The sequence below is a fragment of the Neotabrizicola shimadae genome (assembly GCF_019623905.1).
Lineage (GTDB): Bacteria > Pseudomonadota > Alphaproteobacteria > Rhodobacterales > Rhodobacteraceae > Neotabrizicola > Neotabrizicola shimadae.
On record NZ_CP069370.1, the window covers coordinates 1,700,479 to 1,714,035 of the forward strand.

The window sequence follows — 13,557 nt, forward strand, 5'->3', positions numbered from 1 at the left end:
CCATGGGACGGGTTCTGTGCTGTGGCCTGGGGCCGGGCGATCCGGGGCTGATCTCGGTGAAGGCCGACCGCGCGATCAGGGCTGCGGCCCATGTCGCCTATTTCCGCAAGAAGGGCCGCGCCGGTCAGGCGCGTGCCATCGTCGAGGGGATGCTGGCGCCGGGTGTCACGGAATATCCGATGGAGTATCCGGTGACGACGGAACTTCCCTTCGACAGCCCCGGCTACATCGACGCGCTGGCGCAGTTCTATGACGCCTGGGCCGACCGGCTGGCCGGCCTTGCCGCAGGGGCCGAAGTGGTGGTGCTCTGCGAAGGGGACCCTTTCCTGTACGGCTCGTTCATGCACCTGTGGACCCGATTGAAGGACCGCGTGCAAGTGGATGTGATTCCAGGAATTCCCGGCATGGCCGGCTGCTGGAACGCGGCCAATGTGCCGATCACCTGGGGCGATGACGTGCTCAGCGTCGTGATGGGCACGCTGCCCGAGGACGACCTGGTCCGCCACATGGCCACGGCGGATGCGCTGGTGGTGATGAAGACGGGCCGCAACCTGCCCAAGGTGCGCCGTGCGCTGGCAGCGGCGGGCCGGCTGGACGAGGCTCTGCTGGTCGAGCGCGGCACGATGTCGGGCGAGCGCGTCGTGCGGTTGGCCGAGGCGGCCGAGGCCGACTGCCCGTACTTTGCCATCGTGCTGGTGCCCGGCCAGGGCCGCCGGCCGGAGGTGGCAGAATGACCGGCTGGCTGGCCGTGGCGGGGCTTGGCCCCGGCGACGAGGCGCTGGTGACGCCGGAGGTTACGGCGGCGCTGGCCGAGGCCACGCATGTTCTGGGCTACTTCCCCTACGTCGCCCGCATCGCCCCGCGCGAGGGGCTGGTGCTCTTGCCTTCGGACAACCGCGAGGAACTGCTGCGCGCCCGCGAGGGGCTTCGGCTGGCCGCAGAGGGCGCGCGGGTGGTTATCGTGTCTTCGGGCGATCCGGGCGTCTTTGCCATGGCCTCTGCCGTGTTCGAGGCGATGGAAGATGGCCCTCAGCCCGAGGTGCGCGTATTGCCCGGCATCACCGCCATGCTGGCCGCCGCGGCGCGGCTTGGCGCCCCCCTGGGCCACGACTTCTGCGCGATCAACCTTTCCGACAACCTCAAGCCCTGGGAGGTGATCGAGACCCGCCTGCGCCTGGCCGTCAGGGCCGATTTCGCGCTGGCCTTCTACAACCCGCGCTCGGCCTCGCGCCCCCACGGCTTTGCCCGCGTGCTGGAGATCCTGCGCGAGGAAGGCGGAACCGACCGGCTGATTTCCTTCGCCCGCGCCGTCTCGACCCCTGATGAATGTCTGGTCACGGTCTCATTGGGCGAGGCCACCCCCGAGATGGCCGACATGCGCACCATGGTCATCGTCGGCTCTTCCGCCACGCGGCGGGTCGGGGCTTACGTCTATACCCCGAGGTCGGTGCGATGACACCAGGCCAGCGCCTCTTCGGGCGTCGCCACCGTTTCGACCGCCGGGCGCAGGGGACGGTCGATCAGGATCAGCGGGATGCCCAGGGCCCGCGCCGCGGCCAGCTTCGCTTCGGCCCCCTGCCCGCCCGCGTTCTTGGCGACGACGACCTGCACGCCATGCGCCTGCATCAGCGCCCGGTCGGCGGCCTCGTCGAAGGGGCCGCGGGCGATGATCGCCATGGCATCCGGCAGAGGCAACGGCGCCTCGGGCGGATCGACAAGGCGCAGAAGATAGCGGTGCTGCGGATGGCGGGCAAAGACCTCCAGCCGCTGGCGGCCGATGGCAAGGAAGACAACGGTTCGCCTGCCGGGCAGGGCGTCGGCTGCGGCTTCGACATCGGGCACATGCGTCCAGTCATCGCCCGGCCCGGCAACCCAGGCGGGGCGTTCCAGCCGCAGAAGCGGCGTGCCCGTGGTGGCGCAGGCGGCAGCGGCGTTCGCCCCCATCTGCGCGGCAAAGGGGTGGGTGGCGTCGATGACATGGGTGATGGCATCGGCCTTCAGACAGGCCGCCAGCCCCTCGACCCCGCCGAAGCCGCCGCTGCGCGTGGCAATCGGCTGGGCGGGCGGCGCGGCGGTGCGCCCGGCATAGGAATAGACGGCATCCACCCCTGCCCCGGAAAGCGCGCGCGCCAGTTGGTTGGCCTCGGTCGTGCCGCCAAGCAGAAGGACGCGCATCGTGTCTGACCCCTGGCTGACCATTCTCGGCATCGGCGAAGATGGCCTGAACGGGTTGTCCGAGGCAAGCCGTGCCGCGCTGGCCGGTGCCGAGGTGATCTTCGGCGGCCCGCGCCATCTGGCGCTGGCCGGGGCGGGAGAGAAGGGCCGCGACTGGCCTGTTCCCTTCTCGGTGGCGCCGGTGCTGGCGGAGCGCGGGCGGCCTGTGGTCGTGCTCGCCTCGGGCGATCCGTTCTGGTTCGGCGCGGGTGGTTCGCTGATGGCGTCGCTTTCGCCGGGCGAATGGGTGGCGCGTCCCGTCGCGGGGACCTTCTCGCTGATGGCCGCGCGCCTGGGGCTGCGGCTGGAAGACTGCGCCTGCCTGGGCCTGCACGCCGCGCCCTTCGAGCGGCTGGTGCCGGTGCTGGCGCGGGGCGTGACCGCGCTGGTGCTGCTGCGCGACGGCGCCGCCGTGCCGGCGCTGGCCGCTTGGCTGGCCGGGCACAGCTGGGGCGCCTCGCGCCTGACGGTGATGGAGGCGCTTGGCGGCTCGGCGGAACGCATCCGACAGGCCGGGGCCGAGGGCTTCGACCTGGAAGGTATCGCCGCCCCGGTGGCCGTGGCGATCCAGGCGCAGGGCGAAGGCCTGTCGCGCGCCAGCGGCTTGCCCGATGACCTGTTCCGCAGCGACGGGCAGATGACCAAGCGGCCGGTCCGGGCGCTGGCGCTTTCGGCCCTTGGCCCCCGCCCCGGCGAACTGATGTGGGACATCGGCGCGGGATCAGGCTCGATCTCGGTGGAATGGTGCCTGGCCGGAGGCCGCGCGCTGGCCATCGAACAGAAGCCAGAGCGCGCCGCCAACATCCGCGCCAATGCCGCAAGTTTCGGGCTGACGCACCGGCTTTCGGTGGTGGAGGGCGAAGCGCCCGCTGCCCTGTCCGGGCTGGAGCCGCCCCAGGCCGTGTTCATCGGCGGCGGCGGCGACGAGGCGCTGATGTCCCATCTGTGGGACCGGCTGGCGCGCGGCACGCGGATCGTGGCCCATGGCGTGACGCTGGAAACCGAGGCGCTGTTCGCCCGCTGGCATGGGCTGCACGGGGGCGAGTTGATGCGGGTGGACATCGCCCGCGCCGCACCGCTCGGCCGGATGACGGGCTGGGTGCCCGCGCGGCCCGTGGTGCAGTGGAGTGTCACACGATGAGGGTCGCGGGCATCGGCTGCCGCGCGGGCGCCCCGCTCGCCGCGCTGGAAGAGGTGCTGGATGCGCTGCCGGGGCCGGTGGACATGTTGGCGACCATCCCCGAGCGCGGGAAAGAGGTCTTGCGGCTGGCGAGGGCGCGGCGCATGGACCTGCGGGTGATCCCATCCGCGCATCTCGCCGGGATAGCCACGCCCACGCAATCGGGCCGGGTGGCGGCGCTCTATGGCACCGGGTCGGTGGCGGAAGCCGTGGCTCTGGTGGCTTGCGGGCCGGGGGGGCGGATCGTGGCGGGACGCGTGGTGTCGGCGGATGGCAGCGCCACCGCCGCGCTGGCAGAGGGCGAAGAATGACGGTGCATTTCATCGGCGCGGGGCCGGGGGCGGCGGATCTCATCACGCTGCGCGGGCGCGACCTGATCGCGGCCTCGCCGGTCTGCCTTTACGCGGGCAGCCTGATCCCCGAAGGCGTGCTGGCGCATTGCCCGCCGGACGCGCGCATCGTGAATACCGCGCCCCTGTCGCTGGACGCGATCATCGAGGAAATCCGCGCGGCGCATGAGGCGGGGCAGGACGTGGCGCGGCTTCATTCCGGCGATCTGTCGGTCTGGTCGGCGATGGGCGAACAGGTGCGCCGGCTGAAGGCGCTCGGCATTCCCTATGACGTGACGCCTGGCGTGCCCTCCTTCGCCGCCGCCGCCGCGACGCTTGGGGCGGAACTCACCCTGCCGGGCCTGGTGCAATCGGTGGTGCTGACGCGCACCACGGGCCGCGCCTCGCCCATGCCCGAGGGCGAGAACCTTGCCGCCTTTGCCGCCACCGGGGCGGTTCTGGCCATCCATCTTTCGGTGCATGTGCTGGCGAAGGTGGTGGCCGACCTGACCCCGCATTACGGGGCCGACTGTCCGGTTGCGGTCGTCTGGCGCGCCTCCTGGCCGGACGAGCGGGTGGTGCGCGCCACCCTTGCCACGCTGGATGCCGCGATCTCGGGCGAGATGGAGCGGACGGCGCTGATCCTGGTCGGCCGGTCGCTTGGGCAGGCGGAGTTCGGCGAAAGCCGGCTTTACGCCGCCGACTACGACCGCCGCTATCGCCCGGTCGGCACGACGCCGCGGTTTCCCGGCACATGAGGGGCCTGATGATCTCTGCCCCGGCCTCGGGCACGGGCAAGACCACGGTCACGCTTGGCCTGATCGCCGCGCTCCGCGCGCGGGGGCTGTCGGTGCAGCCGTTCAAGTCGGGACCGGACTACATCGACCCGGCCTTCCATTCCGCCGCAGCGGGGCGCCCTTCGCTGAACCTCGACGGCTGGGCCATGCCAAGGGCCATGGTGCGGGCGCTGGCCGCAACAAGCGGGAATGCCGACATCGTGGTGGCCGAAGGCTCGATGGGCCTGTTCGACGGCGTGGCCGCACCCGGCGCCTGGGGCACCGGCGCCAGCGCCGACATCGCGGCGCTGACGGGCTGGCCGGTGGTTCTGGTGCTGGACGTGGGCGGCCAGGCCCAGACGGCCGCCGCGGTGGCCCGGGGCCTCGCCACCTTCCGCCCCGATGTGGCCGTGGCGGGTGTGGTGCTGAACCGCGTCGCCTCGCCCCGGCACGAGGCGCTGGTGCGGGCGGGGATGGAAGCGGCGGGCATCCGGGTGTTCGGCGCCCTGCCCCGCGAACCATCGCTCACCCTGCCTGAACGCCACCTGGGCCTGGTGCAGGCCGAAGAGCAAAGCGACCTCGCCGGGTTCCTGGCCAGCGCCGGGGCCTTCGTCGCGCGCCACCTTGACCTGGACGCTCTGGTGGCGGCTGCGGGCGCCGCGCCTCCCGTAGGGCATCCAGTCCAGGTTGAAGGACAGACCGCGCCCCCCGGCCAGCGCATCGCCCTGGCACGGGATGCGGCGTTTTCCTTCGTCTATCCGCATCTTCTGGCCGCCTGGCGCGCGGCGGGGGCCGAGGTTCTGCCCTTCTCGCCGCTGGCAGACGAGGCGCCCGATGCTTCGGCCGATGTCTGCTGGCTGCCGGGGGGCTATCCCGAACTTCACGCAGGCCGGCTGGCCGCAGCGGGCCGGTTCCACGCCGGCCTCACCGCCTTTGCCCAGACGCGGCCCGTGCATGGCGAATGCGGGGGCTACATGGCGCTCGGTCAAGGGCTGGTGGACAAGGACGGCACGCGGCACCGCATGGCCGGGCTTCTGGGGCTGGAAACCAGCTTCCAGAAGCGCAAGATGCACCTGGGCTACCGCCTGGCCGAGCTTCTGGCGCCCATCCCCGGCGCTGAACAGGGCGCGCGCCTGCGCGGGCATGAGTTCCACTATGCCACCATCCTGTCCCAGCCCGACGACCCGCTGGCCCGCGTGACCGATGCCACGGGCACAGAGATTGCCGAAACCGGCGCGCGGCGCGGCCGCGTTACCGGCAGCTTCTTCCACCTGATCGCGAGGGCCGCATGAGCGGGTTCGTCTCCTTCGTCTCTTCCGGCCCGGGCGACCCCGAGCTTCTGACGCTGCGCGCGGTCAAGCGCATCGAGGCGGCGGATGCCGTGCTGTACGACGACCTCTCCGCCGGGCCGATCCTGGCACTGGCCCGGCCCGAGGCCGACCTCGTGGGCGTGGGCAAGCGCGCCGGACGCCCCTCACCCAAGCAGGACCATGTAAGCCGGCTTCTGGTGGATTACGCCCGCACCGGAGCCAAGGTGGTGCGGCTGAAATCCGGCGATGCGGGGCTCTTCGGGCGGCTGGAAGAAGAGATCGACGCACTGAAAGCGGAAGGCATCGGCTTCGAGATCGTGCCCGGCGTGGCCTCTCCCCTTGCTGCGGCGGCGGCAGCGGGCATCCCGCTGACCCGCCGGCTTGCCGCGCGGCGCGTGCAGTTCATCACCGGCGCCGATGTCACCGGCGGCCTGCCGGGCGATCTGAACTGGGCGGCGCTGGCCGATCCGCAGGCCACCACCGTGGTCTTCATGGGCAAGCGCACCCTGCCGGCCCTGGTGGAAAGGCTGGCCGCGCATGGCTTGCCGGCCGAGACCCCCGCGATCCTCGCGGAATCGGTTGGCCATCCAGAGGAAAGCCTGACCCGCGGCACGCTCGCCTCGCTGGTAGCCCTCTTGGCCGAGAGGGCCGAGGCGGGCAAGGCACCGGGGCTCATCCTTTACGGGCCGCTGGCCGGCTAGGTCGCCTGCGACCCTGCGGATGCCGCAATCCGCCTTGACCGGCGTGACCCACGGGTCCACACAGGACGCGCATGGTGCCCCGACGATGCAAAGCATCAGGGGCTGAAACGGGAACGGGGAAGGGGCGGACCAAAGCGGCGCCCCCTGCCCCGGCCGCCCCCGCGACTGTAAGCGGCGAGCGGGCATCTGGAAGGCCACTGGTCCCCGAAGGACCGGGAAGGCGGATGCCCTCAACGACCCGCGAGCCAGGAGACCGGCCAGGCAGGAAACAACAACCGCCGTCGGGTGTGACGGTCAGGAGGGACGAACATGCATATCGAACCCGGCGTCGTACATGGCGCCAAACTGGCGCTCGGCGCCGTCACCGCTCTGGCCGCAGGGGGCTACACGCTGAAACTGGCGGTCGACACCGCCCGGCAATCCGGCATCGGCTCGCTTGCCCTGCGCAGCGTCATTGCCACCGGACTGGTCTTCAGCTTCTTCGAGCTTCTGCCGCACTATCCGGTCGGCGTGTCCGAGGTTCACCTCATCCTCGGCTCGACCCTGTTCCTGATCCTGGGCGCCGCGCCTGCGGCCATCGGCCTGGCCCTCGGCCTCCTGATCCAGGGCCTGTTCTTCGCGCCCTTCGACCTGCCGCAATACGGCATGAACGTCACCACGCTTCTGGTGCCGCTGTTCGGCATCGCCGCGCTGGCCAAGCGCACCATCCCTGCCGGCACGGCCTATGTCGACCTGGGCTACACCGACGTGCTGAAGCTGTCCTTCGCCTACCAGGGCGGGGTCATTGCCTGGGTGGCGTTCTGGGTGCTCTGGGGCGAGGGCTTCGCAACCTCGACCTTTGCCGGCATCGCCTCGTTCGGCGCCGCCTATATCCTGGTTGTGGCGATCGAGCCGCTGGTGGATGTGGCGGTTCTGGCCGTGGCCAAGCGCCTGCACGCCCTGAAGGGCTCGGCCCTCGTCACGCCGCGGCTCTATTCGGCGGCCTGATCCGTCTTGGCGAACAGGAATGGCTTGGGGGGCTTCGGCCCCCCATTTGCATGGAAAGACAGATGACCACGCTTTCGCTCATCGGCATCGGCACCGGCAACCCCGACCACCTGACGCTTCAGGCCATCCGCGAAATCAACGCGGCCGACTTGGTGCTGATCCCCCGCAAGGGTGAGGGCAAGGCCGATCTGGCCGAACTGCGCCGCGCCATCCTGCGCGAGGTGCTGACCAATCCGGCGACGCTGGTGGCCGAGTTCGACCTGCCGGTGCGCGACGAGGCGGTGGCAGACTACCGCGAAAGGGTGGACGGCTGGCACGATGCCATCGCCGGCGTATGGGAAGCCGCGATGGGGTCGCCCCGCCCGGCCCGCGTGGCGCTTCTGGTCTGGGGCGACCCGTCGCTCTATGACAGCACCCTTCGCATTGCTGCGCGGCTGTCGCCCGCGCCGGATCTGCGGGTGATCCCCGGCATCACCTCGTTGCAGGCACTGACCGCCGCCCATGCCATTCCCCTGAACACCATCGGCGGGCCAGTGACCATCACCACCGGCCGGCAATTGCGCGACCATGGCTGGCCCGAAGGCGCCGAGACGCTGGCGGTGATGCTGGACGCCGGCGGCGCCTTCATGGCGATCCCGTCAGAGGGCGTGACGATCTGGTGGGGCGCCTATGTCGGCATGGCCGAGGAAATCGTCCTCGCCGGGCCATTGGCCGAGGTATCGGAGCGCATCCTTGCCACCCGCGCCGAGGCGCGGGCACGGCATGGCTGGATCATGGACATCTATCTGCTCCGGCGGATGTAGCGGCGGGGGCCAGCCCCCCGCCGATTCATGCCAGGCGGAACGGGATCAAACCCCGCGCAGCGGCTCCGGCAGAAGTGCCTCGGGCATGTTCTGCCAGGCCACGGGCCGCAGCCAGCGACGGATCGACAGCGTTCCCACCGAAGTGGCGCCGAAATTCGTCGAGGCCGGATAAGGCCCGCCATGCACCTGCGAGTCCACCACTTCCACGCCGGTCGGGAAGCCGTTGGCCAGCACCCGCCCCGCCTTGCGCGAAAGCACAGGCACCAGCGGCGCCGCCACCACGTAGTCTTCCGGGTCCACATGCAGGGTGCAGGTCAACTGGCCCTCCAGCGCATTGGCCATCTGCATCATCTGGCCTAGGTCCTTTACCCGGACGATCAGGCCAAGCGGCCCGAAGACCTCTTCGCCAAGCGCATGGTTGGCCAGCCAGTCGTCGCCCGACACCTCGAACAGATAGGGTGTGGCCTGCCGCAGGTCGCACATCGTGGTCAGCACCGCCTGCACACCCGTGCCGCTGGCAATGCGGTCGCGGCCCGCGCGGTAGGCTTCCGCGATGCCATCGGTCAGCATGGTCTGCGCGCCCACCTGCCCCACCGCCTCTTTCGCGGCGGCGACGAAGGCCTCTGCCTCCGGTCCGTCGATCACCACGGCAATGCCGGGATTGGTGCAGAACTGGCCCGCGCCCATGGTCAGCGACCCGGCCCAGCCCTTCGCGATCTCGGCCCCCCGCGCGGCCAGCGCATGGGGCATCAGGAACATCGGGTTGACCGATCCCAGCTCGCCGAAGAACGGGATCGGGTTCCGCCGCCGCGCGCACAGATCGAACAGCGCCCGCCCGCCGCCAAGCGAGCCGGTGAAGCCCACCGCCTGGATGGCCGGGTGCTGCACTAGCGCCTCGCCCACGTCGCGCTTGCCGCCCTGCACCAGGCTGAACACGCCCTTGGGCATGCCCGTGGCTTCGATGGCGGTTTCGATGGCCTGGGCCACGATCTCGCCTGTGCCGGGATGCGCCGAATGGCCCTTCACCACCACAGGGCAACCCGCCGCCAGGGCCGAAGCCGTGTCGCCCCCCGCCACCGAGAAGGCCAGCGGGAAGTTCGACGCACCGAACACCGCCACAGGGCCGATGGCCTGCTGCATCATGCGGATATCGGCGCGCGGCAGCGGCTTGCGGTCCGGCAGCGCCGGGTCGTGGCGCAGGTCCAGCCAGCCGTCCTTCAGGATATGCGCCGCGAACAGCCTCAGCTGCCCGGTCGTCCGCCCCCGCTCGCCCTCCAGCCGCGCCACCGGCAGTCCGGTTTCCTGGGTGCCGATCTCGGTGATCTCGGCGCCCCGCGCCTCGATGGCATCGGCGATGGCATTCAGGAACGCCGCCCGCGCCTCGCGGGTGGTGGCGGCATAGGCCGGGAAGGCCGCTTCCGCCGCCACACAGGCGCGATCCACCAGCGCGGGCGTGCCCACGGCGAAGTCATGCGCCTCGCCATGGGCGGGCGAGGAACGGAAGGTCGAAGGACCGTCGAGCCATTCGCCCGCGATCAGGTGCTTGCCGGTCAGCATCGGGCTGCCCTTTCTTGTCTAGAAACGGAACGGGTCCGTCACCAGCCGCCGCCCCAGCGTGAGGGCATCGGCCACATGGACCATGGGGGAGAGATCGACCTCCGAGGCGCCAGAGTCAACCAGCTCGGTCATGCGCCGGTAGAGCTTCGGGTATTCGCCCATGATGGTATCCTCGCCCACGACCTCGGCCCCGCCGATTTCCAGCCGGTTGCCGCCCAGGCGCAGCGCCATCGGCCCGGCATCGGTGTCCACCTCGATGTTCCAGGTCTGCGGCCCCTCCTGTCGCCAGTCGAAATCCGCCGTCACCCCGCCCGAAAAGGTCAGGTCGGCCGCGATCGGCGTCTGCCGGTTTTCCGGGAAGGTCAGCGTGGCCGCGGTCAGGTGCACCGGCATCGGCAGGATCTCTGTCAGAACCGACAGCGCGTTGATGCCGGGGTCGAACACGCCCATCCCGCCAGGCTCGAACACCCAGTCCTGGCCCGGATGCCATTTCCGCACGTCCTCGCGCCAGGTGATATGCGCGCGCTTCACCACCTTGTCGGCAAGCCAGGCCTTCGCCGGCGCCACCGCCTCGGCCATCCGGCTGTGCCAGGTGGCATAGAGCGTCACGCCCTGCGCCGCCGCCAGCGCCTGCAACGCATGCACCTCGGCCAGTGTCTGGCCCGGCGGCTTTTCCAGCATCAGGTGCCGGCCGGCCCGCAACGCCGCCTCGGCGTAGGGATAGCGCGGCTGCGGCGGCAGGCACAGCGAGACCACGCCCACATCGGGCCGCGCCTCAAGGAAGGTGGCGAAATCGGTGAAGGCTTCCACGCCCTCGACGCGCCCATGCCGGCTGACCGTGGCCGCCAGTTCCCAGTCCGGGTCGGCGGCCAGCGCAGGCACATGCTGGTCCAGGGCGATCTTGCCGATGCCGACCAGCGCGATCTTGCGCGTCATCAGTGGCTCTCCCGCGCCACGGCATTGCCGCGGCAACCCTTCAGGAAATCAAGGTCCGCGCCGACATGCGCCTGCTCCACATGGTCGTGGTACAGCTTCGCATAGCCCCCGCCCGGCGGCTCCACCGCCGGCTTCCAGGCCGCCAGCCGCGCCGCCAGTTCCTCGTCGGAAATGTCCAGGTGCAGCCGCCGGTTTGGCACGTCCAGCTCGATCATGTCGCCCGACCGCACCACCGCCAGCGGCCCGCCTGCCGCCGCCTCGGGCGAGGTGTGCAGCACCACCGTTCCATAGGCCGTGCCCGACATGCGCGCGTCAGAGATGCGCACCATGTCGGTGATGCCCTTGCGCAGCACCTTGGGCGGCAGGCCCATGTTCCCCACCTCGGCCATGCCGGGATAGCCCTTCGGACCGCAGTTCTTCAGCACCATCACGCAAGTCTCATCGATATCCAGCGCCTCGTCCTCGATCCGCGCCTTGTAATCGTCGATGTCCTCGAACACGACCGCCCGGCCGCGATGCACCATCAGCGCAGGCGTCGCCGCCGACGGCTTCAGCACCGCACCGTTGGGGGCAAGGTTGCCCTTCACCACCACCACGCCGCCCGATTGGGTCAGCGCCTTTTCCGCCGGCAGGATCACGTCCTCGTTGTGGTTCTGCACGTCCTTGACTTGCTCCCACATGGTCTGGCCCGAAACCGTCAGCGCATCCTTGTTCAAGAGGCCCGCCTCGCCCAGGCGCTTGATCACCACGGGCAGGCCGCCGGCATAAAAGAACTCTTCCATCAGGTATTTGCCCGACGGCATCAGGTTGACGATGGTCGGCACGTCGCGGCCCCATTCGTCCCAGTCGTTCAGCGTCAGGTCGATCCCCACCCGGCCCGCCAGTGCCAGCAGGTGGATCACCGCATTGGTGGACCCGCCGATCGCCGCATTGGTGCGGATCGCGTTCTGGAAGGCCGCGCGCGTCAGAACGTCCGACGGCTTCAGATCATCCTTCACCATCTGCACGATGCGCCGGCCGGTCAGCTGCGCCATGACCCGGCGCCGCGAATCCACCGCCGGTATCGCCGCATTGCCCGAAAGCGCCATGCCAAGCGCCTCGGCCATGCTGGCCATGGTCGAAGCCGTGCCCATCGTGTTGCACGAGCCGGGCGAGCGGCTCATCGACGCCTCGGCCTCCACGAACTCGGCCGCCGTCATCTCGCCCGCCTTCACCGCCTCGCTGAACTTCCACAGGTGGGTGCCCGACCCCACCCGTTCGCCCTTGAAATAGCCGTTCAGCATCGGCCCGCCGGTGACGCAGATCGCCGGCAGGTCGCAGGAGGCCGCGCCCATCAGCAGCGAAGGCGTGGTCTTGTCGCAGCCGACCAGCAGCACCACCCCGTCCATCTGCTGTCCGCGGATGGTTTCCTCCACCGCCATGGCGGCAAGGTTGCGGAACATCATCGCCGTGGGGCGGAACCCGGATTCAGACACCGAGAAAACCGGCACTTCCACCGGGAAGCCGCCCGCCTCGTAGATGCCATGCTTCACCCGCTGCGCCAGATCGTTCAGATGGGCGTTGCAGGGGTTCAGCTCGCTGAAGGTGTTGAGGATGCCGATCACCGGGCGCCCGTCGAACAGGTCGGGCGGGAAGCCCTGGTTCTTCATCCAGGCGCGGTGATAGATCGCGTCCTTCGAGGTGCCGGCGAACCATTCCTGGCTGCGCAAGCGGCGGGGCCACGGGGCGGGCTTGAAGGTCATGCTGTCCTCACAGGGTCTGGATCACAGGGCTTCTACGGTCACGGCGCCAGGTTCTGCCGGGGCCTGGGCCAGTGGGTTGCGCAAGGCCAGGCCGAAGGGCGCCGCCTCGATCTCGAACACATCGCCCGGCTCGGCGCGGATGCCATCGGCAAAGCTCAGCGTCGCGGTGCCGAACATATGCACATGCAGGTCGCCCGGCTGGCGGAACAGGTCATACTTGAAGTGGTGATGCTCCAGGTTGGCGAAGGTGTGCGACATGTTCGCCTCGCCCGACAGGAAGGGCTTCTCCCAGATCACCCGCCCGCCGCGCCGGATGCGGCTCGTGCCGCGCACATCGGCCGGCAGCTCGCCCACCAGAAGCTCGGGGCCGAAACTCGTCTCGCGCAGCTTGGAATGGGCCAGGAACAGATAGTTGATCCGTTCGGTCACATGGTCCGAAAACTCGTTGCCCAAGGCCCAGCCCAGCCGGTGCGGCCGCCCGTCCGGCCCGATCAGGTAGACCCCGGCAATCTCGGGCTCTTCCCCGCCATCACCCGCAAAGGCGGGCGAGGTCAGCGGCTTGCCCGGCGCCACGGCGATATGGCCGTTGCCCTTGTAGAACCACTCCGGCTGCACGCCGACCTGGCCCTTCGCGGGGCGCCCGCCCTCCAGCCCCATGCGGAACATCTTCATGCTGTCGGTCAGCACCTCGGCGCCTTCCAGCTTGGCATGCATCGCATCCCGCGTGGCGGCGCTGCCCAGATGGGTCAGCCCGGTGCCTGTCATGTGCATGTGCGCGGGATCAGGATGGGTCACGGGCAGCAGAAGCCGCCCCTCCTCGGCCATCCGCGCCAGGTCCACCGGCTCGCCCAGCCCATGAGCCGCCACCACCGCAGCAAGGCTCCGGCCCGTGGCGATGGCCTCCTGTGCCAGGGCATAGGTCGACGCGGCATCCTTCACGACCGCCGCCTCGGACCCGTCGCGCACCACCACGGCTATGCCGCCGCCGGGCCGGGAAATCTGCGAAATCAGCATGGCGGGTG

The 13,557-nt window shown here is 70.2% G+C and carries 14 protein-coding genes and 1 riboswitch; of the genes, 9 read left to right on the forward strand and 5 right to left on the reverse strand.

The window, feature by feature from the left end:
* Nucleotides 1-2 precede the first annotated feature (2 nt).
* Nucleotides 3-734, forward strand: coding sequence for a precorrin-2 C(20)-methyltransferase (locus JO391_RS08185; RefSeq protein WP_220664009.1), 732 nt, complete (start codon nucleotides 3-5; stop codon nucleotides 732-734).
* Entirely contained in the window at nucleotides 731-1,456 is a 726-nt protein-coding gene (gene cobJ, locus JO391_RS08190; RefSeq protein WP_220664010.1) for a precorrin-3B C(17)-methyltransferase, read from the forward strand. Before JO391_RS08185 ends, cobJ begins: the two co-directional genes overlap by 4 nt.
* Here cobJ and JO391_RS08195 read toward each other — a convergent pair.
* Nucleotides 1,432-2,175 carry a cobalt-precorrin-6A reductase gene (locus JO391_RS08195; protein ID WP_220664011.1) on the reverse strand — a complete coding sequence of 248 codons (744 nt, stop codon included), beginning with the start codon at nucleotides 2,173-2,175 and terminating at the stop codon, nucleotides 1,432-1,434. The two genes, cobJ and JO391_RS08195, sit on opposite strands and share 25 nt — an antisense overlap.
* Before the next feature lies 1 nt (nucleotide 2,176).
* Here JO391_RS08195 and cbiT point away from each other — a divergent pair, with 1 nt between their 5' ends.
* The 7 genes from cbiT (at nucleotide 2,177) to cobF (ending at nucleotide 8,300) form a co-directional block, all read left to right on the forward strand.
* Nucleotides 2,177-3,355, forward strand: coding sequence for a precorrin-6Y C5,15-methyltransferase (decarboxylating) subunit CbiT (gene cbiT, locus JO391_RS08200; RefSeq protein ID WP_220664013.1), 1,179 nt, complete (start codon nucleotides 2,177-2,179; stop codon nucleotides 3,353-3,355).
* Nucleotides 3,352-3,705, forward strand: a complete 354-nt coding sequence (locus JO391_RS08205) for a cobalamin biosynthesis protein (RefSeq protein WP_220664014.1) — start codon at nucleotides 3,352-3,354, stop codon at nucleotides 3,703-3,705. The genes cbiT and JO391_RS08205 overlap by 4 nt, the downstream gene beginning before the upstream one ends.
* Nucleotides 3,702-4,481: a precorrin-4 C(11)-methyltransferase gene (cobM, locus tag JO391_RS08210; RefSeq protein ID WP_220664015.1), complete on the forward strand. Its 780-nt coding sequence runs from the start codon at nucleotides 3,702-3,704 to the stop codon at nucleotides 4,479-4,481. The genes JO391_RS08205 and cobM overlap by 4 nt, the downstream gene beginning before the upstream one ends.
* A complete protein-coding gene (locus tag JO391_RS08215) occupies nucleotides 4,478-5,791 on the forward strand; it encodes a cobyrinic acid a,c-diamide synthase CobB (protein ID WP_220664017.1) in 1,314 nt (437 codons plus the stop codon). The genes cobM and JO391_RS08215 overlap by 4 nt, the downstream gene beginning before the upstream one ends.
* Entirely contained in the window at nucleotides 5,788-6,510 is a 723-nt protein-coding gene (gene cobA / locus JO391_RS08220; protein ID WP_220664019.1) for a uroporphyrinogen-III C-methyltransferase, read from the forward strand. The genes JO391_RS08215 and cobA overlap by 4 nt, the downstream gene beginning before the upstream one ends.
* A gap of 55 nt (nucleotides 6,511-6,565) precedes the next feature.
* Nucleotides 6,566-6,786: riboswitch (cobalamin riboswitch) on the forward strand.
* A 33-nt stretch (nucleotides 6,787-6,819) separates the two neighbouring features.
* Nucleotides 6,820-7,497, forward strand: a complete 678-nt coding sequence (locus JO391_RS08225) for an energy-coupling factor ABC transporter permease (RefSeq protein ID WP_220664021.1) — start codon at nucleotides 6,820-6,822, stop codon at nucleotides 7,495-7,497.
* A 62-nt stretch (nucleotides 7,498-7,559) separates the two neighbouring features.
* Nucleotides 7,560-8,300, forward strand: coding sequence for a precorrin-6A synthase (deacetylating) (gene cobF, locus JO391_RS08230; RefSeq protein WP_220664023.1), 741 nt, complete (start codon nucleotides 7,560-7,562; stop codon nucleotides 8,298-8,300).
* Between the two features lie 45 nt (nucleotides 8,301-8,345).
* Here the strand turns inward: cobF and JO391_RS08235 are convergent, their stop codons facing one another.
* Genes JO391_RS08235 through araD1 form a run of 4 tightly spaced genes read right to left on the reverse strand, consistent with a single transcriptional unit; the run spans nucleotide 8,346 to nucleotide 13,549 of the window.
* Entirely contained in the window at nucleotides 8,346-9,857 is a 1,512-nt protein-coding gene (locus tag JO391_RS08235) for an aldehyde dehydrogenase (NADP(+)) (protein WP_220664025.1), read from the reverse strand.
* A gap of 18 nt (nucleotides 9,858-9,875) precedes the next feature.
* The gene (locus tag JO391_RS08240; protein WP_220664027.1) at nucleotides 9,876-10,793 is read right to left on the reverse strand and encodes a Gfo/Idh/MocA family protein; all 918 of its coding nucleotides are present in this window, start codon (nucleotides 10,791-10,793) and stop codon (nucleotides 9,876-9,878) included.
* Nucleotides 10,793-12,535 (reverse strand): L-arabinonate dehydratase, encoded by a 1,743-nt coding sequence (gene araD, locus JO391_RS08245; RefSeq protein WP_220664029.1) that lies wholly within the window; start codon nucleotides 12,533-12,535, stop codon nucleotides 10,793-10,795. Before araD ends, JO391_RS08240 begins: the two co-directional genes overlap by 1 nt.
* Nucleotides 12,536-12,556: 21 nt before the next feature.
* Nucleotides 12,557-13,549: an AraD1 family protein gene (gene araD1, locus JO391_RS08250; protein ID WP_220664031.1), complete on the reverse strand. Its 993-nt coding sequence runs from the start codon at nucleotides 13,547-13,549 to the stop codon at nucleotides 12,557-12,559.
* Nucleotides 13,550-13,557: the final 8 nt, after the last annotated feature.

Excerpts from the sequence above, each read along its gene's own strand:
- JO391_RS08185 (WP_220664009.1), top strand. The coding sequence starts at position 3 with ATGGGACGGGTTCTGTGCTGTGGCCTGGGGCCGGGCGATCCGGGGCTG.
- cobJ (WP_220664010.1), top strand. The coding sequence starts at position 731 with ATGACCGGCTGGCTGGCCGTGGCGGGGCTTGGCCCCGGCGACGAGGCG.
- JO391_RS08195 (WP_220664011.1), bottom strand. The coding sequence starts at position 2,175 with ATGCGCGTCCTTCTGCTTGGCGGCACGACCGAGGCCAACCAACTGGCG.
- JO391_RS08205 (WP_220664014.1), top strand. The coding sequence starts at position 3,352 with ATGAGGGTCGCGGGCATCGGCTGCCGCGCGGGCGCCCCGCTCGCCGCG.
- cobM (WP_220664015.1), top strand. The coding sequence starts at position 3,702 with ATGACGGTGCATTTCATCGGCGCGGGGCCGGGGGCGGCGGATCTCATC.
- JO391_RS08215 (WP_220664017.1), top strand. The coding sequence starts at position 4,478 with ATGAGGGGCCTGATGATCTCTGCCCCGGCCTCGGGCACGGGCAAGACC.
- cobA (WP_220664019.1), top strand. The coding sequence starts at position 5,788 with ATGAGCGGGTTCGTCTCCTTCGTCTCTTCCGGCCCGGGCGACCCCGAG.
- JO391_RS08225 (WP_220664021.1), top strand. The coding sequence starts at position 6,820 with ATGCATATCGAACCCGGCGTCGTACATGGCGCCAAACTGGCGCTCGGC.
- cobF (WP_220664023.1), top strand. The coding sequence starts at position 7,560 with ATGACCACGCTTTCGCTCATCGGCATCGGCACCGGCAACCCCGACCAC.
- JO391_RS08235 (WP_220664025.1), bottom strand. The coding sequence starts at position 9,857 with ATGCTGACCGGCAAGCACCTGATCGCGGGCGAATGGCTCGACGGTCCT.
- JO391_RS08240 (WP_220664027.1), bottom strand. The coding sequence starts at position 10,793 with ATGACGCGCAAGATCGCGCTGGTCGGCATCGGCAAGATCGCCCTGGAC.
- araD (WP_220664029.1), bottom strand. The coding sequence starts at position 12,535 with ATGACCTTCAAGCCCGCCCCGTGGCCCCGCCGCTTGCGCAGCCAGGAA.
- araD1 (WP_220664031.1), bottom strand. The coding sequence starts at position 13,549 with ATGCTGATTTCGCAGATTTCCCGGCCCGGCGGCGGCATAGCCGTGGTG.